The sequence below is a fragment of the Autumnicola psychrophila genome (assembly GCF_031846645.1).
Classification (GTDB): Bacteria; Bacteroidota; Bacteroidia; order Flavobacteriales; family Flavobacteriaceae; genus Autumnicola; species Autumnicola psychrophila.
In genome coordinates this window covers 194,739-218,750 of record NZ_JAVRHN010000007.1, presented here as the reverse complement: position 1 = coordinate 218,750, position 24,012 = coordinate 194,739, and the positions used below count along the sequence as shown (strand labels likewise).

23 protein-coding genes are annotated in these 24,012 nt (G+C 38.5%); 12 read left to right on the top strand and 11 right to left on the bottom strand.

Annotation, left to right across the window (positions count from 1 at the left end; translation table 11 throughout):
* Window positions 1-21 precede the first annotated feature (21 nt).
* The 6 genes from RM541_RS11165 (at window position 22) to RM541_RS11140 (ending at window position 7,391) form a co-directional block, all read left to right on the top strand.
* Complete coding sequence (locus RM541_RS11165; RefSeq protein WP_311500230.1) at window positions 22-2,208, top strand: glutamine synthetase III family protein; 2,187 nt, start codon at window positions 22-24, stop codon at window positions 2,206-2,208.
* 183 nt (window positions 2,209-2,391) lie between these two features.
* Window positions 2,392-3,570: an AIR synthase related protein gene (locus tag RM541_RS11160; RefSeq protein ID WP_311500229.1), complete on the top strand. Its 1,179-nt coding sequence runs from the start codon at window positions 2,392-2,394 to the stop codon at window positions 3,568-3,570.
* A gap of 402 nt (window positions 3,571-3,972) precedes the next feature.
* Window positions 3,973-4,362, top strand: a complete 390-nt coding sequence (locus RM541_RS11155) for a hypothetical protein (protein WP_311500228.1) — start codon at window positions 3,973-3,975, stop codon at window positions 4,360-4,362.
* A 189-nt stretch (window positions 4,363-4,551) separates the two neighbouring features.
* Window positions 4,552-5,628 carry a peptide chain release factor 1 gene (gene prfA / locus RM541_RS11150; RefSeq protein ID WP_311500227.1) on the top strand — a complete coding sequence of 359 codons (1,077 nt, stop codon included), beginning with the start codon at window positions 4,552-4,554 and terminating at the stop codon, window positions 5,626-5,628.
* Window positions 5,629-5,777: 149 nt separating this feature from the next.
* Window positions 5,778-6,596 carry an orotidine-5'-phosphate decarboxylase gene (gene pyrF / locus RM541_RS11145; protein WP_311500226.1) on the top strand — a complete coding sequence of 273 codons (819 nt, stop codon included), beginning with the start codon at window positions 5,778-5,780 and terminating at the stop codon, window positions 6,594-6,596.
* A gap of 6 nt (window positions 6,597-6,602) precedes the next feature.
* Window positions 6,603-7,391 carry an ABC transporter substrate-binding protein gene (locus tag RM541_RS11140; RefSeq protein WP_311500225.1) on the top strand — a complete coding sequence of 263 codons (789 nt, stop codon included), beginning with the start codon at window positions 6,603-6,605 and terminating at the stop codon, window positions 7,389-7,391.
* On the opposite strand, the gene RM541_RS11135 is transcribed toward RM541_RS11140, so the two are convergent.
* The 3 genes from RM541_RS11135 to purU all read right to left on the bottom strand — a co-directional run bounded on the left by RM541_RS11135 (window position 7,364) and on the right by purU (window position 9,336).
* Complete coding sequence (locus RM541_RS11135) at window positions 7,364-7,552, bottom strand: Lacal_2735 family protein (protein WP_311500224.1); 189 nt, start codon at window positions 7,550-7,552, stop codon at window positions 7,364-7,366. The two genes, RM541_RS11140 and RM541_RS11135, sit on opposite strands and share 28 nt — an antisense overlap.
* Window positions 7,553-7,686: 134 nt before the next feature.
* Entirely contained in the window at window positions 7,687-8,391 is a 705-nt protein-coding gene (locus RM541_RS11130; RefSeq protein WP_311500223.1) for a DUF4197 domain-containing protein, read from the bottom strand.
* A gap of 93 nt (window positions 8,392-8,484) precedes the next feature.
* Complete coding sequence (gene purU, locus RM541_RS11125) at window positions 8,485-9,336, bottom strand: formyltetrahydrofolate deformylase (RefSeq protein WP_311500222.1); 852 nt, start codon at window positions 9,334-9,336, stop codon at window positions 8,485-8,487.
* Window positions 9,337-9,478: 142 nt separating this feature from the next.
* Between purU and RM541_RS11120 the strand changes: the two genes are divergently transcribed.
* Both RM541_RS11120 and RM541_RS11115 read left to right on the top strand, forming a co-directional pair.
* Window positions 9,479-12,910 carry a methylmalonyl-CoA mutase family protein gene (locus tag RM541_RS11120; RefSeq protein WP_311500221.1) on the top strand — a complete coding sequence of 1,144 codons (3,432 nt, stop codon included), beginning with the start codon at window positions 9,479-9,481 and terminating at the stop codon, window positions 12,908-12,910.
* 190 nt (window positions 12,911-13,100) lie between these two features.
* A complete protein-coding gene (locus tag RM541_RS11115) occupies window positions 13,101-13,721 on the top strand; it encodes a MarC family protein (protein ID WP_311500220.1) in 621 nt (206 codons plus the stop codon).
* 47 nt (window positions 13,722-13,768) lie between these two features.
* On the opposite strand, the gene RM541_RS11110 is transcribed toward RM541_RS11115, so the two are convergent.
* Complete coding sequence (locus tag RM541_RS11110) at window positions 13,769-14,164, bottom strand: hypothetical protein (RefSeq protein WP_311500219.1); 396 nt, start codon at window positions 14,162-14,164, stop codon at window positions 13,769-13,771.
* 130 nt (window positions 14,165-14,294) lie between these two features.
* Here RM541_RS11110 and RM541_RS11105 point away from each other — a divergent pair, with 130 nt between their 5' ends.
* Window positions 14,295-14,756 (top strand): Lrp/AsnC family transcriptional regulator, encoded by a 462-nt coding sequence (locus RM541_RS11105; RefSeq protein WP_311500218.1) that lies wholly within the window; start codon window positions 14,295-14,297, stop codon window positions 14,754-14,756.
* A 22-nt stretch (window positions 14,757-14,778) separates the two neighbouring features.
* Here RM541_RS11105 and RM541_RS11100 read toward each other — a convergent pair whose 3' ends face one another.
* Window positions 14,779-15,687 carry a class I SAM-dependent methyltransferase gene (locus RM541_RS11100; RefSeq protein WP_311500217.1) on the bottom strand — a complete coding sequence of 303 codons (909 nt, stop codon included), beginning with the start codon at window positions 15,685-15,687 and terminating at the stop codon, window positions 14,779-14,781.
* A gap of 204 nt (window positions 15,688-15,891) precedes the next feature.
* On the opposite strand from RM541_RS11100, the gene RM541_RS11095 reads away from it, so the two are divergent.
* Window positions 15,892-16,095 carry a DUF1328 domain-containing protein gene (locus tag RM541_RS11095; RefSeq protein WP_311494951.1) on the top strand — a complete coding sequence of 68 codons (204 nt, stop codon included), beginning with the start codon at window positions 15,892-15,894 and terminating at the stop codon, window positions 16,093-16,095.
* An 82-nt stretch (window positions 16,096-16,177) separates the two neighbouring features.
* The gene (locus RM541_RS11090) at window positions 16,178-17,602 is read left to right on the top strand and encodes a hypothetical protein (RefSeq protein ID WP_311500216.1); all 1,425 of its coding nucleotides are present in this window, start codon (window positions 16,178-16,180) and stop codon (window positions 17,600-17,602) included.
* Here the strand turns inward: RM541_RS11090 and RM541_RS11085 are convergent.
* Window positions 17,599-18,810 (bottom strand): MDR family MFS transporter, encoded by a 1,212-nt coding sequence (locus tag RM541_RS11085; RefSeq protein ID WP_311500215.1) that lies wholly within the window; start codon window positions 18,808-18,810, stop codon window positions 17,599-17,601. The genes RM541_RS11090 and RM541_RS11085 overlap by 4 nt on opposite strands.
* A 166-nt stretch (window positions 18,811-18,976) precedes the next feature.
* On the opposite strand from RM541_RS11085, the gene RM541_RS11080 reads away from it, so the two are divergent.
* On the top strand, window positions 18,977-19,135 hold the full coding sequence (locus RM541_RS11080; RefSeq protein ID WP_311500214.1) for a hypothetical protein: 159 nt from the start codon (window positions 18,977-18,979) through the stop codon (window positions 19,133-19,135).
* A 201-nt stretch (window positions 19,136-19,336) separates the two neighbouring features.
* Here RM541_RS11080 and RM541_RS11075 read toward each other — a convergent pair whose 3' ends face one another.
* The 5 genes from RM541_RS11075 to RM541_RS11055 form a co-directional block, all read right to left on the bottom strand.
* Window positions 19,337-20,443 carry an outer membrane beta-barrel protein gene (locus tag RM541_RS11075; protein ID WP_311500213.1) on the bottom strand — a complete coding sequence of 369 codons (1,107 nt, stop codon included), beginning with the start codon at window positions 20,441-20,443 and terminating at the stop codon, window positions 19,337-19,339.
* A 140-nt stretch (window positions 20,444-20,583) separates the two neighbouring features.
* On the bottom strand, window positions 20,584-21,810 hold the full coding sequence (locus RM541_RS11070; protein ID WP_311500212.1) for an ammonium transporter: 1,227 nt from the start codon (window positions 21,808-21,810) through the stop codon (window positions 20,584-20,586).
* A gap of 31 nt (window positions 21,811-21,841) precedes the next feature.
* Window positions 21,842-22,180 (bottom strand): P-II family nitrogen regulator, encoded by a 339-nt coding sequence (locus RM541_RS11065; protein WP_311500211.1) that lies wholly within the window; start codon window positions 22,178-22,180, stop codon window positions 21,842-21,844.
* A gap of 394 nt (window positions 22,181-22,574) precedes the next feature.
* Window positions 22,575-22,949 (bottom strand): fluoride efflux transporter CrcB, encoded by a 375-nt coding sequence (crcB, locus tag RM541_RS11060; protein ID WP_311500210.1) that lies wholly within the window; start codon window positions 22,947-22,949, stop codon window positions 22,575-22,577.
* Between the two features lie 6 nt (window positions 22,950-22,955).
* Window positions 22,956-23,993, bottom strand: a complete 1,038-nt coding sequence (locus RM541_RS11055) for an SRPBCC family protein (protein WP_311500209.1) — start codon at window positions 23,991-23,993, stop codon at window positions 22,956-22,958.
* Between the last annotated feature and the right edge of the window lie 19 nt (window positions 23,994-24,012).

Sequence of the window (24,012 nt, the reverse complement as noted above, 5' to 3'; positions counted from 1 at the left end):
AAATTTTCAAACCAAAATAATATGTCAACCTTAAGATTTGAAGCTTTAAAACAAACATTTAACCGTACTACGGTTAAAATTGAAGAACCTGGTAGAAGGTCAGAAATTTTTGGAAGCAATGTTTTCGACCTGACAACCATGAAGCAGTTCCTTACCAAAGAAGCTCACAAGAGTGTGACTGATGCTATAAAAAACGGTTCTAAAATAGACCGTTCAGTAGCAGATCATATTGCTTCCGGAATGAAAGAATGGGCAATCAGTAAAGGTGCTACCCATTACACTCACTGGTTTCAGCCTTTAACAGGATCTACTGCAGAAAAGCATGATGCTTTTTTTGAAACTACCGGAGATGGATCGGCAATAGAGAAATTTGGTGGTGGTGCGCTTGTACAGCAGGAACCTGATGCTTCAAGTTTTCCAAACGGTGGAATTAGAAATACTTTTGAAGCAAGAGGATATACCGCATGGGATCCAACTTCTCCGGCTTTTATATGGGGAACTACACTAAGTATACCTACAGTGTTTGTCTCCTACACAGGAGAAGCTTTAGATTATAAGACTCCTTTACTAAGGGCTTTGCAGGCTGTAGATCAGGCTGCAACTTCAGTAGTAAAATATTTTGATAAAAACGTAACTAAAGTAAATGCAACCCTTGGATGGGAGCAGGAATATTTCCTTATTGATTCTGCTTTAGCTGCTACACGTCCTGACCTCCAATTGGCAGGAAGAACCTTACTTGGACATGCTCCGGCAAAAGGTCAACAACTGGATGACCATTATTTTGGTTCTATTCCTTCCAGAGTATTGTCTTATATCATGGATCTGGAAATCGAGTGCATGAAGCTGGGAATTCCGGTGAAGACAAGGCATAACGAAGTTGCTCCAAATCAATTTGAGCTTGCTCCTATTTTTGAAGAAGCTAACCTTGCGGTAGATCATAACTCTCTTATCATGGATGTTATGGGTAAAGTGGCGGAGCGTCACAACTTTAAAGTAGTGATGCATGAAAAGCCTTTTGCAGGAATTAATGGAAGTGGTAAACATAATAACTGGTCTTTAAGTACTGATACCGGAACAAATCTTTTGGCTCCCGGAAGTACGCCAATGAAGAACCTTCAGTTCCTTACGTTCTTCATCAATACTATTAAAGCGGTACATGATAATGAAGAATTGTTGAGAGCTGCAATTGCAAGTGCATCAAATGACCATAGACTGGGTGCTAACGAAGCTCCTCCTGCGATCATTTCAGCATTTATTGGTTCTCAACTAACAGCGGTTCTTGATGAACTTGAAAAAGTAACTGACGGGAAGTTATCCCCTCAGGAAAAAACCGAACTTAAATTAAACGTAGTAGGTAAAATTCCGGAAATTTTACTTGACAATACAGACAGGAACAGGACTTCTCCTTTTGCCTTTACAGGAAATAAATTCGAATTTAGAGCTGTAGGGTCTTTGGCTAACTGTGCAAATCCAATGACGGTTTTGAACAGTATTATGGCTAAGCAGTTAATTGACTTTAAAACTGAAGTTGATAAGCTTATCAAGGATGAGAAAATGAAGAAAGATGATGCCATCTTTAATGTTCTTCGTGAATATATCAAGGAATCCAAAAAAATTCGTTTTGAAGGAGACGGTTATAGCGAAGCATGGGAGAAAGAGGCAGAAAAGCGAGGTCTAAGTAATAACAAAAAAACACCACAGGCGCTTAAAGTTCAGATTTCAGAAAAAACTATCAAGCTTTACGAGGATCTTAAGGTAATGAACAGGGTGGAAGTTGAAGCCCGCCACGAGATTGAACTTGAGGAGTATGCAATGCGTATTCAAATTGAGGGAAGGATTCTTGGAGATATTGCCAGAAACCACATTATCCCGACAGCAATACGCTACCAAAACGTTCTTATTAAGAACGTGAGGGGAATAAAAGAAATCTACGAAGAACACTACAAGAAATATGCGGCTGAGCAATTGGGTATTATCGAAAGTATTTCTACTCACATTGCTGCTATTAACAGCAAAGTAGGGGAAATGATAGAAGCTCGTAAAGTAGCTAACAAAATGGAAGATGCTGAGGAAAAAGCACATTCCTATTGTGATGATGTTAGACCTTACTTTGATGAGATCAGATATCATTGTGATAAACTAGAACTATTGGTGGATGACGAATTATGGCCATTAACCAAGTACAGAGAGTTGTTGTTTACAAGATAATTTGATTTACATAATCTTTATACAAGCCACGGAGCAAATTGCTCCGTGGCTTTTTTTGTAACAGCAGATATTTTTCTTCGTAGCGATCTTGATATGGCATCCAACCAGTTACTTTTGCTTCTATAAATCTTTCACAGGCAAAACTAAACTCCTTATCTTTGAAACTTAAATTCAGATTTACTCATGAGTCAGGAAGTTAGTAAAAGGTATGCCAGCCGTGGTGTTTCAGCTGGTAAGGAAGATGTGCACAACGCAATTAAAAATGTAGATAAAGGTTTATTTCCTAAAGCTTTCTGCAAAATTGTACCTGATTATCTTACGGGAGATGAAGAATTTTGTCTGTTGATGCATGCCGATGGTGCCGGGACAAAATCTTCGCTTGCTTACATGTACTGGAAGGAAACCGGGGATCTCGGGGTTTGGAAAGGCATTGCGCAAGATGCATTGATAATGAATATCGATGACCTATTATGTGTTGGCGCTACAGATAAAATTCTGCTCTCTTCAACGATAGGCAGGAATAAGAATCTTGTCCCCGGCGAAGTTATCTCTGCCATTATTAACGGTACAGAAGAATTAATTGCTGAATTAAAAGAGTACGGAGTAGAGATTCATTCCACAGGCGGGGAAACGGCAGATGTTGGAGACCTTGTAAGAACAATAATTGTGGATTCTACGGTCACAGCCAGAATGAAACGCAGTAATGTGATCAATAATGCTAACATAAAACCCGGAAATGTTATTGTAGGTCTTTCTTCCTTTGGACAGGCAACTTATGAAAAGGAGTATAACGGCGGAATGGGAAGTAACGGACTGACTTCTGCCAGACACGATGTTTTCTCCAAAATTCTGGCAGAAAAATATCCGGAAAGTTTTGATAATAGCATTCCTGAAGATCTCGTTTATTCAGGCACAAAATCCCTTACCGATAAAATAGAAGACGCTCCTCTGGATACAGGCAAATTGGTACTTTCCCCTACCCGAACGTATGCGCCTGTTATTAAGGAAATCCTTCAAAAGTTTACCAGTAAAGAAATTTATGGAATGGTTCACTGTAGTGGCGGAGCACAAACAAAAATTCTTCATTTTGTAGATAATCTGCATATCATAAAAGATAATATGTTTGAAGTGCCACCGCTTTTTAAACTTATTCAGCAAGAAAGTAAAACCGACTGGAAAGAAATGTACCAGGTTTTTAACATGGGCCATCGTATGGAGCTATATGTTGATGAAGAAATAGCCCCTGAAATCATTAATATTTCCAGGTCTTTTAATATTGATGCACAAATTATAGGAAGAGTGGAAGCTTCTGAAAATAAAAAGTTGAGCATTAACAGTAAATATGGGAACTTTGTCTATTAATTCTTGAAAGAATTGAGGAGATAGCTGTAAATCCTTTATCTTATAAAAAAAACATTTTGCCCAATTGTTTTTTTAACTTAACCTTAAATGAAAGCTTATAAAACGTTATTGCTGGTATCAGTTCTATGCTTACTGGCTATTAACTGCGCTGTAATTCTATTTTTTGGAGAAGCGGTTGGGAACCTTATGCGTTTTTTTTCACTTTTTTTGTTTTTTGTTTTTTTTCTGTTTCAGCATAGAAGGTTTCCGGATAAGAAGGTACTTGGAATTTTCTGTATGTTGTTATTGTGTGACGCCCTTCTGTTTAACTATGAAAATGAATATTTTAAGATGTTTATTTTCCTTTCCAGAATGCTCCTTTTTATTTTATTGGGATGGATAATTTTCCCCAAAGTAAGAGCCTTGAAATCAAATTTATTTCAGAAAATTATCTTCATCTGTGCCGTTGGATTAAATATCTTTTTGCTGATTGAGTTGCTGAATATGATGTCCCCTGATAATAATTATCTTCTTTCAGATATTTTAATAGTGCTCTTTGGAATATCAGTAATTTTCGCTTCAACTTTGGGGATATCTTATAATAACCGTTATTCAAATAAATCCTCTTTTTATTTTGTTTTCATCATTATAGGCTTTGTTTTTTCAGATTTAGCCTATGTAATTGCTGCCTATCTAGAATTTAAAGTTTTTTATCTGGCAGACGTTGTGGCCAACATCACCGGACTAACAGCTTTGTTAAAATTTTTATATTATAAAAACAAAGAGAAAGAAATCAATGTACTAGAAGTGTAAGTTTTGCAACATGCTATCATACGCATTTCACCACCCGAAAGTTCCTCTGGTTTAGCCTTTCGGTATTTAAAAAATCAGGAATGTTTTCTAAAAAAATCCTGCACCCGGCTTTAAATAATTCAAAAGCCTCTTCAGGCTAATGTTATGTTTTTATCGTAAATTTGCTAATCCAAAAATCAGAAGGGTTATATGATTGAGAAGCTTAACATAGTAAAGCAGCGATTTGATGAAGTAAATGATTTGATCATTCAGCCGGATGTAATTGCCGATCAGAAGCGATATATTGAATTAAATAAAGAGTATAAGGACCTAAGAGCATTAATGGATGTGCGCGAAGTTTACATGGAACTAACGCAAAATATCCAGGAATCTGAAGAAATCATTTCCGACGGGAGTGATCCTGAAATGACTGAAATGGCAAAACTTCAGATGGAAGAGGCTAAGGAACAACTTCCCCAACTGGAAGAAAAAATCAGGATGATGCTCGTCCCAAAAGATCCTGAAGACGCTAAAAACGTGGTAATGGAAATCCGGGCCGGTACAGGAGGTGACGAAGCAAGTATTTTTGCGGGTGACCTTTACCGCATGTATACCAAGTATGTAGAAAGTAGAGGCTGGAAGCACAATATTGTTGATTTTAGCGAGGGTACCAGTGGAGGTTTTAAAGAAATGATTTTTGAAGTTTCCGGAGAAGATGTCTACGGAACTTTAAAATTTGAAGCTGGAGTCCACCGTGTGCAGCGTGTTCCACAAACTGAAACTCAGGGTCGCGTACACACCTCGGCAGCTACTGTTATGGTACTACCTGAAGCTGAAGAATTTGATGTGGAGATCGATCCAAAGGAAGTTCGTATAGATTATTTCTGCTCTTCGGGGCCAGGTGGTCAGTCCGTCAACACCACTTATTCTGCGGTTCGCTTGACCCACGAACCAACCGGACTTGTAGCGCAATGCCAGGATCAAAAGTCCCAGCATAAAAACAAGGAGAAAGCATTCAGAGTTTTACGTTCCCGACTTTATGAAATGGAGCTCGCGAAGAAGATGGAAGCAGATGCAGCCAAGAGAAATTCGATGGTTTCCAGTGGTGACCGTAGTGCAAAAATCCGGACGTACAATTACTCACAGGGACGGGTTACAGACCATAGGATCAATTTAACTTTATATGACCTTTCTAATATAATTAACGGTGATATTCAGAAGATCCTTGATGAACTTCAGTTGGTAGAGAATACCGAGAAGCTTAAGGAGAATTCAGACGTTTTTTAAACATTGAAGGGTGAAGGGTGAAGAAAAAGAGGGCAGAAAAAAGAAAAATCTAAGAGAATAAAGTGAGATTTATTATAAATTAAACTTGATGCACGATCATCAAAACGGAACTTTAAACTTTTCAAACCTTAAACTTTAAACAAACTTCTATGTCAATTCAAGAGCTGATAAATCAAATCCATAAGAAAAAGTCTTTTTTGTGTATCGGCTTAGATGTAGACCTGGAAAAAATTCCGTCTTACCTACTATCAGAAGAAGATCCTATTTTTGCTTTTAATAAAGCGATTATTGATGCCACCCAGCAATTTGCTGTGGCATATAAACCAAATACTGCTTTTTATGAAGCCTGCGGAATAGAAGGCTGGAAAGCTCTTCAAAAAACAGTAGATTACCTGCACGACAATTATCCCGAAATTTATACCATAGCAGATGCCAAGCGTGGAGATATAGGCAATACTTCCAGGATGTACGCCAAAACTTTTCTCCTGGATATGGGTTTCGATTCCGTTACCGTGGCGCCGTATATGGGCAGGGATTCGGTAGAGCCATTTCTGGAGTTTGAAAACCGGCATACAATCTTACTGGCATTAACTTCAAATGAAGGTGCCTTTGATTTCCAGACCAAAAAGGTTAATGATCTTGAACTTTACAAACAGGTTTTGAAAACTTCCAGAACCTGGAGAAATTCAGAAAACCTGATGTATGTGGTTGGCGCAACAAAAGCCGAATATTTCCAGGAGATAAGAAAAATTGTTCCTGATAGTTTCTTGTTGGTTCCCGGAGTAGGTGCACAGGGTGGGAAGCTGGAAGAAGTGTGTAAATATGGAATGAATAAGAATATAGGTCTTCTGGTTAATTCTTCCCGAAAGATTATTTACGCTTCAGATTCTTCCAATTTTGCTGAAGTTGCCGGTGCCAAGGCAGAAGTTCTTCAGAAACAAATGGAAGAGGAGCTAAAGCAACTTTAATCTCCTATGGAATTTACAGATCAACTCCAACGGAAGATCAAAATTCCTGAAAATCCAAAACGTGTTATCTCCTTAGTACCAAGTCAAACCGAGTTGTTAATTGATCTTGGATTGGAGGATCATATTTCCGGTATTACTAAATTCTGCGTTCATCCTGAAGATTTACGGAAGAGGAAGAAAATTATTGGAGGGACAAAATCTGTTCATTTGGAGAGGATAAAAGCACTTCAGCCAGATCTTATTCTCTGCAATAAAGAGGAAAACACTGAAAAAATGGTACTGGAACTTGAAAAAATAGCTCCTGTCCATGTTTCAGATATTGTAACGCTGAAGGGTGCTTTTGATTTAATGCAACAGTACGGCCAAATTTTTAAAAAGGAAGTGCTTGTTGAGAAAATGATTTCAGCAGTTCGAAATAAGAAAAAAGAAGTTGAGCGTAAAGTTGAAGGAAAGAGAACAAAAAAAGTTGCTTACTTCATTTGGAAAGATCCGCTAATGGTAGCTGGGAATAATACATTTATAAACGAATTGCTGGAGCTTAACGGATTCAAAAATGAATTTTCCGGCAGGTATCCCGAAACTAATCTTGAAGAGTTACAAAATCTTGATTTGGATCTTATTCTTCTTTCTACAGAACCTTATCCTTTTAAGGAAAAACATAAAAAATTATTTAAAGACATAGAAGCAGAAGTACTACTGGTAGATGGAGAATTCTTTAGTTGGTATGGAAGCCGACTTATAAAGGCGTTGGATTATTTTTTAACGCTTCAGGACCACGCGTCGATTTCCCGGTAATTTAATCTACGCAATTCCCTTAAGATTTTTTTCGCCCGGGAATTGAGTTTATTGCTTTCTTCTTTATCGTAAAGTGCGGACTTGTATGCTTTATACATAAGTTCCTTATATTTTTCACAAAGCCGCTCCTCCCGATTCTTTTTTGTAAAAATTCTAAACATAATTCATTTTATTCATTTACAAAGGTAACCGGCTACTGCCTTAAGATTTACTAATCTACAGTTAACATTGTGGTAAAATGCTGGGGAATAATGTGAATCCTGTTAATTATCATTAAGTTTATAATAAGCTGTGGCTAATCCTGTAAAGCAAAAACCTTTTGTAGTAAGGCGGTGGTTCTTGAAGCAGCCTGCTCTCTGATTTGTTTTTCTTCTACAGCAATCATTGTAAATACCCCATTTAAGGCTTCCCGCGTTACATAGTCAGGTAAGTCAGGATTTATTCTGGAGGTGAGCGGCAAGCTATTATATCTTTGGATAAGATTACCCCAAACCTGGGTAGCACCTACTTTATCTAAAGAATTCTGAATAACGGGATTAAATTTAGAATATAATGCAGTTTCTGTTTTATTGTTCAAATATTGAGTGGCAGCATTATCAGCGCCTAATAATATATTCCGTGCGTCTGTAAAAGTGATTTCCTGTACTGCATTCACAAAAATAGGTGTCGCTTCCTGAACTGCATCTTCTGCAGCCCGGTTAAGTACTTTTAAACCTTCATCTGCCAGGGATCCCAGTCCCACATCCCGTAAAGTCTGGTCTACCTTCTGCAATTCCGGAGGTAATGTAATACGTACAAGTTCATTTCTGAAGAAACCATCTTCCTGAGTCAGCTTGGTTACTTGTTTTTCTATTCCCATGTCCAGTGCCTGTCTAAGACCTGCTGCTATGTCATTATTACTCACCCCGTATCCTCCTTGCGGTAGCTGGCTTGCAATATCCTGCAATTCTGCACAGGATGTGAAAATCAATAGTAGACATAGAGAATAATACTTTTTCATAGTTTTCTTTTTTCAAAGATAGGATAAAATAAAAGCTTTTTATGTTGAAAGGTTTTTCAGCAGGCAGTCTCCAATTGCAGAACTCTGGAGAGATTAAACAAAAATGATTGTTTTGTTATTGTAAACAAGTGTCTTTCGGGCTATGTGCAATTTTATTCCGCGGGCAAGGACGATTTTTTCCAGATCTCTTCCCTTTAATATCAGGTCATTTATAGAGTGACTATGGGAAATACGCGAAATATCTTGTTCTATGATCGGTCCCGCATCCAGCTCTTCGGTAACATAGTGGCTTGTCGCACCAATAATTTTTACTCCACGTTTATAGGCCATATGATAAGGTTTTGCCCCTGCAAAGGCCGGTAAAAAGGAGTGGTGGATATTTATAATCCGGTTGGGAAAAGCTTTGATAAGATTGGGTGGTATTATTTGCATATAACGCGCCAGGACAATAAGATCTACCTTTTCCTTCTGAAGTAATTTGAGGTGACGGGCTTCAGCTTTTCCTTTTTCACCTTTAAGAACGGGTACATGGTAAAACGGAATATCAAAACTTTCAGCAATAGGTTTGAGGTTCTCGTGATTACTTATAATCATTGGAATAGTCACCTCCAACTCGCCAGATTTATACCTCCCGAGAATATCATAAAGACAGTGATCATACTTAGACACGAAAATTGCCATTTTTAGGGGTGCGCCTGCGGTGTACATCTGCCACGTCATCTGGTAACGCTCTCCTATGTTATGCTTAAACTGCTCTTTTATGGCTCCAATTCCTGTTTTTTCAGCAAATTCGCTTTCAAGACGCATAAAAAAGATCTCGTTTTCAACATCTACATATTGATCAATGTAGATTATATTACCTTTATGCTCATAAATAAAAGATGTAACGCTGGCGATAATCCCTGAGGCATCAGGACAATGTATAAGAAGCGTAATTTTGCTCATAAATGCTGTTTTCAGGCCTAAAAATAGGCATTTTACAGGGTTTTGACTTCTAATGAATTTAGTATTACTGAATTCATAAAGAGGCGCAGTAAAAACTACAATTTTCGTAAATTGCAGCATCAAAAAATTGATATTATTGAAAATGGAACAACAGAAACCATATACTCCTGAGAATAAAATACGAATGGTCACAGCCGCTTCACTTTTTGACGGCCACGATGCGGCAATTAATATCATGCGAAGGATCATTCAGTCCACCGGTGTGGAGGTGATTCATTTGGGGCATGACCGCAGTGTGGAAGAGGTGGTGAATTGTGCAATTCAGGAAGATGCACATGCCATTGCAATGACATCCTACCAGGGCGGGCATAACGAGTATTTTAAATATATGTATGACCTGCTTAAGGAAAAAGGTGCTGGTCATATTAAGATTTTTGGCGGTGGCGGCGGAGTTATTCTTCCGGAAGAAATCAAAGAATTGATGGACTACGGAATTACCCGAATCTACGCTCCAGATGATGGCCGTGAAATGGGATTGCAGGGAATGATCAATGATATGGTGAAGCAGGTAGATAATTCAACACCTGCACTACCAAAAGAAAATGCTGTAGAAAAATCACTGAAGGAGAAGAATGTAAACACCATTGCAAGGCTAATTTCTTTAGCTGAAAATAATCATGAAGAGTTTGAAAAGAGTTTTTCTGAAGTAGAAAAATCCGGAAAAAATATACCAGTCCTGGGAATCACCGGTACAGGAGGCTCCGGGAAATCCAGTCTTGTTGATGAGCTGGTAAGACGTTTTCTGGCCGATTTTCCTGAGAAAAATATCGGAATAGTTTCTGTAGATCCTTCCAAGAAAAAAACCGGCGGCGCATTGCTTGGAGATCGAATAAGAATGAATTCCATTAATAGTCCGCGGGTTTATATGCGCTCTCTCGCCACAAGACAATCTAACCTCGCGTTATCTAAACATGTTGCTGAAGCTGTAGAAGTTCTTAAGGTGGCTGAATTTGATTTGATCATCCTGGAAACTTCAGGAATTGGACAGTCAGATACAGAAATACTGGATCATTCTGATGTTTCTCTTTACGTAATGACTCCCGAATTTGGAGCGGCAACGCAGCTTGAAAAAATTGACATGCTGGATTTTGCAGATCTGGTTTCTATCAATAAATTCGATAAACGTGGCGCTCAGGATGCACTGCGGGACGTTAAAAAGCAGTACCAGAGAAACCATGCGCTATGGCATGAAGATGCTGAAAAATTGCCAGTTTTCGGCACTATTGCATCTCAGTTTAACGATCCCGGGATGAATACGCTTTATAAAAACATCATGGACAAGATCGATGAGAAAACGAATTCAGAATTGAATTCCACTTTCGAGATCTCCAGAGAAATGAGCGAGAAAATCTTCGTAATTCCGCCTAAACGTACGCGCTATTTATCTGAAATTGCTGAAAATAACAGGAGCTATGACGAAAAAGCCAAATCTCAGGCAGAAGTAGCACAAAAGCTCTACGGAATTTACAAAACCATAGAATCTGTAACCAATGTAAAGTTAGGTCTTACCAAATTTGGTCTTGATGAAGAGGCTTTGGAAGAAGCGACTTCCGAAGAAAATAAAGAATTTACAGTCCTGCTTAAAAAGGAATTTGATCGGGTAAAGATGGATCTGGATCCTTATAACTGGGAAATCATTCTGCGTTGGGACGAAAAAGTAAATAAATACAGGCAGCCGGTTTATTCTTTTAAAGTTCGGGATAAAGAGATTAAAATCGACACCCATTCTGAATCCCTTTCCCATACGCAGATTCCAAAGGTTGCACTTCCAAAATATGAAGCCTGGGGCGATATTTTAAGATGGTGCCTTCAGGAAAATGTGCCGGGAGAATTTCCTTATACTGCCGGGCTTTATCCGTTTAAAAGACAGGGAGAAGATCCTACGAGGATGTTTGCCGGAGAAGGTGGGCCGGAGCGTACTAACAGGAGGTTCCATTATGTAAGTTTAGGTTTGCCTGCAAAACGACTTTCCACGGCATTTGATTCTGTGACGCTTTATGGAAATGATCCTGATCATCGTCCCGATATCTACGGAAAAATTGGAAACGCCGGAGTGTCGATTTGTTGCCTTGATGATGCCAAAAAGTTGTATTCCGGTTTTGATCTTGCAGATGCAATGACTTCGGTAAGTATGACCATAAACGGTCCCGCGCCAATGCTGCTCGGCTTTTTTATGAATGCAGCTATAGATCAGCAATGTGAAAAATACATCAAAGAAAATAATCTTGAAGATAAAGTTGAAGCGAAACTGAAGGAGCTTTATGATGATAATGGAATTGACAGGCCATCTTACAGAGGTGACCTGCCTGAAGGGAATAATGGCTTAGGTTTAATGCTTCTGGGCTTAACCGGAAACCAGATTTTGGATGCTGAAGTTTATGAAGATATTCGTCAGAAAACGTTGAGTTCTGTTAGAGGAACTGTTCAGGCAGATATTCTGAAGGAGGACCAGGCACAAAATACCTGTATCTTTTCTACGGAATTTGCTTTAAGATTAATGGGCGATGTTCAGCAATATTTTATTGAAGAACAAGTGCGGAATTTTTATTCGGTTTCCATTTCAGGATATCACATTGCTGAAGCAGGGGCAAATCCTATCACCCAACTTGCTTTTACCCTTGCTAACGGATTCACGTATGTAGAATATTACCTGAGCCGCGGAATGGACATTAACAAATTTGGTCCTAATCTTTCCTTCTTTTTCTCTAACGGAGTAGATCCCGAATATGCAGTTATTGGTCGGGTAGCCAGGAAAATATGGTCGAAAGCATTAAAGCACAAATATGGTGCTAATCCACGAGCCCAAATGCTGAAGTATCACATTCAGACTTCTGGTCGTTCACTGCATGCACAGGAAATAGATTTTAATGATATTAGGACTACGTTGCAGGCGCTCTATGCTATTTATGACAACTGTAATTCCCTGCACACAAATGCTTACGATGAGGCGATAACCACGCCAACAGAAGCTTCAGTAAGAAGGGCGATGGCAATTCAGCTTATCATCAATAAAGAACTTGGATTAACCAAGAATGAAAATCCAATCCAGGGCTCGTTTATTATCGAAGAACTTACAGATCTTGTTGAAGAAGCAGTCTTGTTGGAATTCGACAGGATTACCGAAAGGGGAGGTGTTCTGGGAGCCATGGAAACCATGTACCAACGCGGAAAAATTCAGGAGGAAAGTCTTTATTATGAAACTTTAAAGCACAACGGAGATTTTCCAATTATTGGGGTAAATACTTTCCTTAGTTCTACAGGATCTCCTACGGTTACTCCGGGAGAGGTAATAAGAGCGACGGAAGAGGAAAAGCAACATCAGATAAAGACGCTTACAACCCTTCATAAAGCTAAAGGCAATAAGGCAGATGATGCGCTGGATAAGTTGAAGGATGCTGCTGTGAATAACGAAAATCTTTTTGAAATTTTAATGGAAGCCACCAAAGTTTGTTCTCTTGGCCAAATTACCACCGCTTTGTTTGAAGTTGGGGGGCAGTATAGAAGAAATATGTAGTTATAAAAGCAGACTCCCCTAGAAAAAAGGGAGGCTGCTTTTGCAGAAAATAGTTCCTTTTATAAGAGATTTTCAACTGCGAAAATCCTTAAACTTTAATAGGTTATTGCTTTGAAATCCAAACTTTCAAATTACTTTTGCACACTTTAAAATTTGATCAGCTATGGTCTGGTTGAAAAGGTAAACATTTATGGAAAGTATCTGGTTATATGCCATTGGAGCCTTCACCGCATTCTTTGCGATAAATAATCCTGTGGGCAATATTCCTATCTTCTTGAGTCTTACAAAGCAAGCCGATGGTGCGCGGAAAAAAGTTATCTCGAAAAAAGCAACTTTTACTGCATTTGTCATTATTGCCGGTTTTGTCTTGTTGGGAAAATATATATTTGATCTCTTTGGATTAACTATTCCTGCCTTTAAAATAACTGGGGGAATCCTGGTTTTTTTCGTCGGTTTTGAAATGATCAGGGCGCAGCAATCCAGTATCGATAACCAGACTGAAATTGATTTTAACGAAGGTATCTCCATTTCACCTTTGGCTATTCCTATATTGGCGGGTCCGGGAACTATAGTTACAGTCCTGAATTATACCACGACGGCCAGTTACCTAGACATGGTTATAATTGTCGCCATGTTTGGTTTAATTATGTTCCTTAATCATCTTGCTTTTCTTTCAAGCGATTACCTGGTGCGGTATATCGGTCAGAATAAAATTGTAGTAATTGAAAAGATCATGGGATTAATAATTGCCATTATCGGCACCAATATGCTTATAGAGGGAGTGCATCTCGCTTTCTTCGAACAGGTGTAGAATTTTTTTGCTGAAAATTGTAATTTCAGAAGGATGACTGAAGTGACTTACATTTTTAGCATCCAGGTGCGCTGAAGTTTTCTGAACTTCTTGAGTTCACTCCTCAAAATTTGAACAAACTCCCTACCATTACTATTAGAAAGCTCCAGGCGATCACAGTTTTTATGTAAAAGATTCACCAGGCGCGTAAGGGAAGCAACATGCCGATATCTTTCTTCAGAAAAAGTTTTACTTTCAGCCTTTAAAATTTCAGGGGCGAGAGAAACTGATTGCCGTACGAGATCACCTGTAAAATAAATATGCGGGTTTTCTTTTCCATTCACCTGCAAATTTCCAAGATCATGCATTAGGTAATGCGAAATGCTTCTCGAAAGACGAAAGATCTCCATAGCTTTTTTATAAATAGCTGTTTCAGTAGTCTTGCTGGAATTATTTAACGGCATTTTTATAGCAGGATTTTTAAAAATTATCTCTTCAAATTTAACTACAAGATTTTTATTATTGACATCGATTTTAAAGTATAATGCCGAATATACTTTAGTTTTTATATTTTTATTGCTTTAAACTATTAAAATGAAAATCGATAAACTCAATTGGGAGATACTCAAATGTCTGCAGCTTAACGCCCGGCAATCCAATGCAGAAATTGGCAGAAGGGTGGGAATAAGCTCTCCCGCAGTTGCAGAGCGAATCCGGAAAATGGAAGATTCTGGCCTAATAAAAGGATATAGAACCGAAATTGCCTATAACCAGGCGGGACATCAATTAAAAGCGATCATTACGTTGAGAGCTTTTATGGGGAGACTTAAAGCTTTCCTGGAAAAGGTAAAGGAATTTGATGAGGTTCTAAACTGCTACAGGATTACAGGTAACGAAAACATTATTATGGAAGTCGTTCTTCAGGATCAGTCACACCTGGAGCAATTTATTGATAAAATGATTACTTATGGAGAGACAAAAACTCATATTGTGTTATCTAATGTAATTGAAGACGCACCTATTAAGAAGCCGGGAGTGCCTGGAATAAAGCCCTGAGAGAGGAGTACTTCTTCGGAAATTACTTTCTGGCGCTCACCAGATACATAAGAGAACCTCCGGCAGCATGAAATTGTTCACGCTGTAAAGCTCCCATTATGTGGCTGTCTCTGGAATTATATTTTTCCTGATATTCGAAGTAAAATGGCATATATTGCTCTCCTGCAGCACTAAAGAAATCGATATCCTTCTGAGTATTCGATTTCCAGGAACTTCCCTCAAGCCATTGCTTTAGCGTTGCTACCTGTTCTTCATTATCATATGGCGGATACATGGCAATTGCTTTATCGGATAATCTTACTTCGATATTTTTTAGTTCTTCCATGGCAAACATGCCGGGCAGCAAATCACCCAGCGAATTATCGCCCTGGCCCATTTTTCGCTTCCCTTTTTCGATAATGAGACGATATTTAATATGATCGAGTGTATCCTCTATGGAATCATTTTTGGTAAGGGACGTTTTAGTAAGACTTTGGATAATGTTGTTCGGTTCCACGCAAAGCAGGATTCCGTTGCTTTTCAGAACCCGTTTCATTTCCCTAATAGCTTTTTCAGGCTCGGGAAGATGAATGAGTACGGTCTGGCAGGTAACAAAATCAAAGCTATTGGCCGGAAATGGCAATTTTTGAGCATCTGCTTTCATTAGGTTAAAATTCTGTGCTTTGCCTGAAAAATAATGTTCTAATTCAGGGTTTTGGTAATGCCATTTCTGATCGTTATCCACGGCAGTAATCTCAGCATCTTCCCGAAGGTAAGGTGCCATGATCCTGGTCCAGTGTCCTTTTCCGCAGCCCACATCGAGCATAGAGCTTACGGTATGTAAATTAAGCCTTTCTGCAGTCAAATCGAGGAAAGGTTTGTTCCACCAGAAATCCCTGTAATCTCCAAAAAATTCTTCTGAATGGCCTTTATCTAAATTTTTTTTACCCAAAATCTCGCTGCAGTTTTAAGTAGCGAAGATAAATAATTTACTCAGGCAGGGGTAATAAAAACTTCTTGTTTAGAAACCAAGGATACTATCAAAATATTAACATTTGAGCCGCTTGCAGTGGTTTCCACGTTAATATAGTGGTAATTATAATTTCTTTGAGACTAAGTATTGCTTTATAAGTTTACTTTTAAAAAAATTGAAAACATGAAAAAGAAGATAATTATATTTTTAGCGTTTACATTGCTAACCGGTCTTATAGGATTTTCAGGAATGAATTTTGATGGAATAGCTGCAGTAAGAGTGATGTTCCTGATCTTTGCCGATTTACTTTTAGTAACAATTTTGGCAAGTTTCTTTTTTTCCTCAAATCAGCAACAGGTAAGGCTGGAGAGGGTTAAGAATAAATAGTATTAGGAAAATGTATGGCACTAATAAAGCTTTTACCTGAGGGTAGAGGCTTTTTTTTATATTTACTAACGAACAAATAGTTATGAAGAAGCAAAAAAACTGTTTATTTCTACTCCTAATCTGTATTTTCTTTTCTGCAGGAGCGCAGGAATTACGGCTGGTTAAAGGAAGGGTTACAGATTCTATTCCTGTTCAGGATAGCCTTGGTGGTTCCTATGCACTTTATATTCCTCAGTCTTTTGATGCTGAAAAAGCTAATCCTGTAATTTTTGTTTTCGATCCTGAGGGTAGAGGGAGACTTGCAGCTCAACTTTTTCGAGGAGTTTCGGAAGAACAGTCATACGTTATTGCAGCTTCCAATGTTAACTATAAACAGGATTCACTTCAGCAGAACGTTACCCAGGCTCTTAGAATGATTGGGAGCGTAGTTAGGGCTATTCCAATTGATACAGATCACATTTATACCGCCGGCCTTGATGAAGGTGCACAGGTGGCAGCTGCTCTTCCTATAATCTATAATGATGTGGATGGTGTACTTGCCATAGGAGATGTCGTTTTAAAACCGGAATTTGTAGTCGAAAAAAATAAATATTTCTTTAATGCAGTAGTGAGTGAGCAGGATTTTCAAAAGTTTCAGCTGGAAAGTTATGTTGATTTCTTTGAAAAGAGAGATTTTCCAGCAGAGCTCAGTTATTATTCCGGAAGTCCGGAAGAATGGCCAGATCCTCAGGTCATTGCAAATGCGGCGGCAGGTTTCACCTTAAATTCAATGGAAAGAGGAAGACGTTTTGGAGATGCCGAAGTTGTGGATAATATTTTTCAGAATGAATTGGAATACGCGGAAAGGTTGAGACGAAAAAGGGAATATTATCCTGCCTTTGTAAAACTGGAGCAAATGGAGGAGAAGTATGAGAATTACAATTTTGACGATATTCTTAAAGAAAAAAAGAGAGAATTACGTAGGACCAGAGCTTTCAGGAAGCAGAGAAGGGAGTACAGGAGAGTAGAGGAGCGGGAAGAGCTTAAGCAGCAGGATTATATTTACTTCATGGAGAATGATCTTGCTATCGCCAATTTTGAAAATATTGGATGGTGGGCGTATCAGTTAGATGAACTAAGAAAACTTCAGGAGGATGGAGGTCTAGCAGAGCAAAAGATGGCGCACAGGCTTGAAGGGTTTCTAAAAAACTATTCCAGCGTAAAATATGAAGGAATTCAGAAGAGTAGTACCAGCCTGGATATAAAGATTTTCGCGAGCCTTTTAAGGACTGTTCTGGATAAGCAACATCCTGAAGCTTATTTGAATATTGTAAAGCTCGCGGGTAATGATGGGGATTATGAAACTGCCTTACTTTATCTTGAAGATTTGCTGAAGTTAGGGTTTGATGACATGGAGCGGCTTTATGATATTCCCGGGATTCTTGATCTAAAATTAAGTCCTGAATATAATGAACTTATCCATAAATATTTGGGGAAATCGAAATACTATCAGGCAGAGATGGATTAAGCAGCAGCTTCGCTTTTTAGCTTAAATTTGAGCCAGACTAAGAACAAACAGGAAAAAAGGGCAAGACCTATCATGACATTCCAGGTGAAGCTATAACCGAGCTTTCCTATTAGCTGCATTCCGGAATTATGTCCAAAGATGTGACTTATGGAAAAGGCAATGCTGTAAAGTGCCATATAGGATCCCTGTTTCCCTTTATCTGCACGTTGCAGGGCAAAGCTGTTGGAAAAAGGAAAAGCAATCATTTCTCCAATCGTTAATAGAAACATTCCTATAACAAGCGTTCCCAGCCAATTGCTAAGATTCATTGCAAGGAAACTTAATCCTGCCAGGGCAATTCCCAGTATAACATAAGTTGTAGCAGATTTTCCTTTTACTTCAAGGTATTTTATAAGGGGCATTTCAAACAGAAAAATTATAAAACCGTTAAAACCCAGCAAGACTCCGATTTCAAATTCTGAAAGATGATGCACTTCAGCATAAAACAGAGGTACAGTAGAGAAGTACTGAAGGAAAATGAAGCCAAACAAAATCATTGCAGTAATAAAAAGAAGATAAGGCTTATCTTTTAATACCGATTGTGGCTTCAGGTTAATTTCTTTTGCGTTTTCTAATGCACGTTTGGGATGAAGTAGTTTAAGCAACAGAATTCCTGCAATTAGACAGGTAATTCCGTCAACCCAGAAGAGTCCGCTGTAGCCGATTCCTATAATAATTAAGCCGCCAATCGCAGGTCCGGCAGAAAATCCAAGATTGATCGCCAACCGAATTAAGGTGACAGAGCGCGTTCTGTTTTCGGGCTTGCTATAGGCACTTATAGCCACAAAAACAGCTGGACGAAACATATCTGCCATCGTCATTACCAGAAATATTCCAGTACATATTCCCCAAAAAGACTGCGGAAATTGAAGCAAGACAAAGAGAAAGGAAGAAAGAATCAAACTTGCGGCCATGGTCTTATAATGGCCAATTTTGTCAGTTAATTTTCCTCCCAGCCAGGATCCTGTTACAGAACCCAATCCGAAAAATGTAAGAATCCAGCCAACTTCCTCCAGTGAAAATCCGCGGCTCTTTGTAAGATATAGTGACAGGAACGGAATAACCATGGTTCCCGCCCGATTAATAAGCGTAATTAAAGCCAGAAGCCAGACTTCTTTACGCAGGCCACTAAAAGAATTTGTATAGGAACGATAAAGTTGATGAAGCATAGGATGAAAATAGAGGCCTAAATTATGGTAAATTCCCTTAGCTTATTGTTTAGGAATCTAAATTCGTCTTTATAGTTGATGGCATCCAAAAATTTCTTGTCTTGTTGCACGAATTGTGCAAATAGATATTAGAAATGTGAACTTTTAGATAACAGCTTTGTGCGAAATGAATGGAAGAGGAGGTGATTATAAAGAAGTCGTTATTTCATATTATCAAAATGAAACGGAGCAACTTCAGAATAAATCTGTTATAAAAGGTGATATGCTGAAAATGCCAATTATCGATCCTGAGTGTTACTATTTGCTTAGAAAACTGTTTTCTTGAAAATAAAGAGAGGAGTTATTTTCGAAGAAAATTCTATAAGAATGAATTGTAATATAAAAAATCACCTACTCCGGCGGACGGTTTTGGATATGAATGCCAGAGTGGTGATTTCCCAAAAAGATTTAATATTAAAACCGAAAATATTTCTGTTCCTAAGCTTAGGTACCAGAAATATTTCCGTGTATTTAAGAATTTAAGAAATTAGAACGCATAGATAGCAGCAATAAGGAATGAAGAAAGGTTATCATTCATATTTAAATCTGAATCCAAGAATGCATCTTCAGAAATACTATCCAGTCTTAACTCCGGCTTAATGATTAAATTACCAACTGTATAACTTCCTGTTAAAGTGAAATCCAGTGCTTCTACATCTGCTCCGTAAACCGGACCACCGTCTTCCAGTTCTTTAAAATATTCAGCTCTTAAACCTATTGCGAAACTATCGGAAGTTTGAATCTGCGGATAAATTGCCGCTCCGTAAAAACCGAAACCATCTGTGTCTTGATATGTGGTATTAAAGCCAAGGTAAAAAGCATCAGAAAGATCCCAACCTGTGGTTAAGTCTATCTGGAACGTGGCATCATCAGAAACCGGTGATTGTTCACCGTACAGTAAGTTCAAAAATGCACTACCGGATGCGTTTGAATATCCCAATTGTCCTCCAAAGGAGTATTTTCCATAAGGGTTAAACTCTGTAAAGTCTGTAGGGTTCATGATCGCTAACATCCCTGTCCAGTTATCGTCAAAACTAAAATCAGCTTTTAAACCGGTATGAGAAAATGGTCCGTATGAGAACATATAGGAGGTAGAATAGTTAAAGTTGGCAGCTGGAGAAATAACCTCATAGCCCAGATACGTATTCCAGTTACCCAGGGTAAGCGTTAACGCGTCGTTCACGTTATAGTATACATAAAGCTGGTTCACAATATTGCTTGAACCAATAGAATTAAAAACTGCTTCTTCACCACGAGGTCCAAAAACAAGATCGGCAACAAAACCTACTTTACTGCCTTCATAGCCCAAAATTACGTTTGCCATTCCTAAAGCGAAACCGGGAGCATTGGCAAAAGAAGAGGCAGGTGCCTGTGGTCCTGCTATAGGGTCACCATCTGCATCATACTCTATTTTGTTCAAGCCGTTGAAATTAGTTCTGAAGTATGCATCTACAGTACCACTAAGAGTCCAGTTGGAAACTTCTTCTTCTGCTTCCATTTCCATGTCTTCCTGAGCATAAGTATAGGAACTTGATAGAACTACTGCTGCTATAAGCAGGAATTTTGTTAATTTTGAATTTTTAATTACTTTCATAATAAGATTGTTTAAATTTTTTTTGATTTGATTTAGCTTCCAGGCTCGATTGATCATGTTTAGTCAATCGAAAAATATGTAGAGTGATCATTGACGGAGCGTTCGGCAAAACGCTCCGTTTTCATTTCTCTATTGTTTTCCTAATGTTGTCTTAATCCAAAGTCGGCATAAGCGTCCATGCCATGTTCATGTTGATCTAGACCTTCCGTTTCTTCAACTTTTGAGACTCTTATACCAATTGTAACTTTCATGATATAGAATATTAGAAAGGCGCCTACAATACAAATAGCTGCATAGCATCCCACACCAATAAGCTGTGTAATAAACTGGTCAAAGCTTGCCAGGTTTCCGAAGATTCCAACGGCCAATGTTCCCCAAATTCCGCAGATTAAGTGTACGGCTACTGCTCCTACAGGATCATCCAGTCTCATTTTGTCTATTAATGCTACTCCCAGAACAATGATAACCCCTGCGATGGCACCAATTAATACAGCATCTGTAGGAGACATTTGATCTGCTCCGGCAGTTATACCTACGAGTCCCCCCAATATTCCGTTTAAAAACATGGTGATGTCATAGTTTTTATACATCATTGTGGAGAAGATAAAAGAGGCAACTCCACCAGCTGCAGCTGCAAGACAGGTAGTAACAAGGGTTAAGGAAGTTAGCTCCGGGTCTGCAGACAGAACTGATCCCCCGTTAAATCCAAACCATCCTAACCATAGAATCAGAACTCCGGCTGTTGCAAAAGGCATACTGTGCCCGGGAAAAACTCCGATTTTACCATCTTTGAATTTTCCGATTCTCGCACCAAGCAACCAAATAGCCACTAAAGCTGCCCAGCCACCAACGGAATGTACTAATGTGGAACCTGCAAAATCATAAAAGCCCATTTCATCAAGGAATCCACCACCCCATTTCCATGATCCTGCAATAGGATAAACCAATCCTACGTATATAAGGACAAAGATCATAAAAGCACTCAGTTTCATTCTTTCAGCAACAGCACCAGAGACAATGGTTGCGGCAGTCGCGGCAAACATTCCCTGGAAGAGAAAGTCTGTCCAGTAAGTATATCCTTCACTGTAGGCAAGATCCAGAGAACCGTCTACCAGTGGGCTGCTAAGTCCAAAACCTGCAAAACCTATAAATCCATTAAATTCTCCCGGATACATAAGATTGAATCCTAAAAGGCAATATAGGAGCAAGCCCATTGTGATAATAAAAATATTTTTAAATAATATGTTGATGGTGTTTTTTTGTCTGGTAAGACCGATTTCGAGAAAAGCGAAACCAAGGTGCATAAAAAATACCAGCCCTGTACAGATCATCATCCATACGTTATTAACTGTTAATAATCCTTCCATAATTTCTTTGGCTTAAATAGAGTTAGTAATTTTATTTCAGAGAATCCTCTCCTTTTTCCTTAGTTCTTATTCGGTAAGCTTCATCTATTGGAGAAACGAAAATTTTACCGTCTCCTACGTTTCCAGTATGAGCAGTCTTACAAATTACGTCTACGGTTTTTTGAACAAAAGAGTCCTTTACTACTATAGAAAGATATCTTCTTTGGATATCTGCCGTGCTGTAGCTTACCCCACGGTAAACATGCCCCTCTTTTTCGTTACCGACACCGGTAACGTCCCAATAGCTAAAAAAGGTGACCCCCATATCGTGAAGAGCCACTTTTGTTTCATCGAACTTAGATTTTCGAATAATTGCTTCAATTTTTTTCATAATTTCTAATTAAAACTTTTGATAAAGTTATAAAAATATCACAAACCCCCGCTAAAAAATAGGGGTATAGTGTAACTTTTATGGCATTGAGAATTTATTACCCCCAAAATTTAGGGGTACATATTTTGAAACTATAAATATGCGGAATATTTACCTATAAAGTTGATAGTTGAGGTAAGACTGGACAGAAAACTTTTAAAATATGGGTTGATTTAGTATAAAAAAGAGGTATTATATATATAAAAAATGACTTTTAATCTCTTTTTTGAAGTAAGGGTATGGTTTTATGGGGGGTGATAAGGAGAATTATATGTTTAAGATTAGAGAATCTTAAAATATTATGGATATTGGTGAATGTGTAATTGCTACCGCTTTTCTTATCTCTTACAGATTTCTAAGAAAACCTGGACAGGAATACCCCTATGATAACGGCAGAAACACCCAAAAAGAGACTGCCCAAAGTGTAAAGCAGAAAATTGTAATAATCACCAGATTTTAAAAAAATCTGATTTTCATAAGCAAAAGTGGAAAATGTCGTAAATCCACCGCAGAAGCCCACAGCGAAAAAAAGGCTGAAGGCCGTAGGTAAATTATTGTACTTAAAGCTAATGCCCATAAGAAAACCCAACAGAAGGCTACCTAGGATATTTACGGTCAAGGTGCCGTAAGGGATAGAGGTTATGACTGTATTATTTAGGTGTTTGCTTAACTGATAACGCAAAACACTGCCCAGCCCACCGCCTAAAAAAACCAGGAAAGCACTTTTCATAAGAGATTATGGTTCTTGTATGGGAATATAAATGGTAGTAATCCAGTTCGCAGGATTTTTGGTGTCCTGAGGCCTGATGTTATATACTTCAAAAGAATCTGATTCTTCCAGCGGCACCAGGTTATTTTCCTGAATATAGGCATGAGCTCTGTCCCAGGCTTCGGGCAGGTTATCATAACTTCCTTTTAAAGTGGTTTTTACAACTTTTTGATTAGACATAAATCCGGTGAGAACCGGACTCTCTTCCGGAGTTATTATTTCGCTGGGAGTAAAATATCCTGCAGAGAAGATTGCGGTAGTATTCCCATTGTTCCATTCGTTATAGAGAACAAAAGGGTTTCCCAGCTTCTCGATATTGTTTTTCTCCATATATGAAGAAATATCCGTAATCATAGTAGACATCCGGTCATTTACCTGACTAAGTTTACTTGCAGTTGTACTATACATATAATATCCTCCACCATGCTGTGTCACACCATCAACATTAATGGAGTACTCTGCCATTTTTTCATTCGTAATTCTTTCAAGATCATCCAGGCTCTGTTGCATCCTGGTTCGCCATATATCGCTGAAATCATCAGTCTGAAGTAAAAAACCAAGTTTTTCCATAAAACTGTGTTTTCCCTGCACTCCCCAGGTGATCTGGGTTCCGTTCTCTGTTTGTTCAAAGTTCCAATATACTTCACTGCTGGATTCTCCAAAAGGTATGGTATATTCCATGTCCTGATTTATAGAAGAAAAAGGCCGTGCCGCGGTAGTCGTGATTTTTCCATTACCAACTTCATCACTTTTCCAGGAAAGAACAGCGCCTTCGCCACTGCTTTCTTCGGTGTAGGTAATAATAGGATTATTTTCACTCTGTAACCAGGCAAACCACTCTTCCCAGTTTCGGAATTCATTAACTTCATTAAAAATCATCTCCTGTGGAGCCGCAACTATCCTCGTTTCTTCCAGTTGGTAATCACCATCTTTTGTGGCAATGTAAATAGAGGAACCTATAATAAGGATAAGAATAAGAAACAGGAGGTATTTAATAATTTTCATTTTATTCCGTTTATTTAGT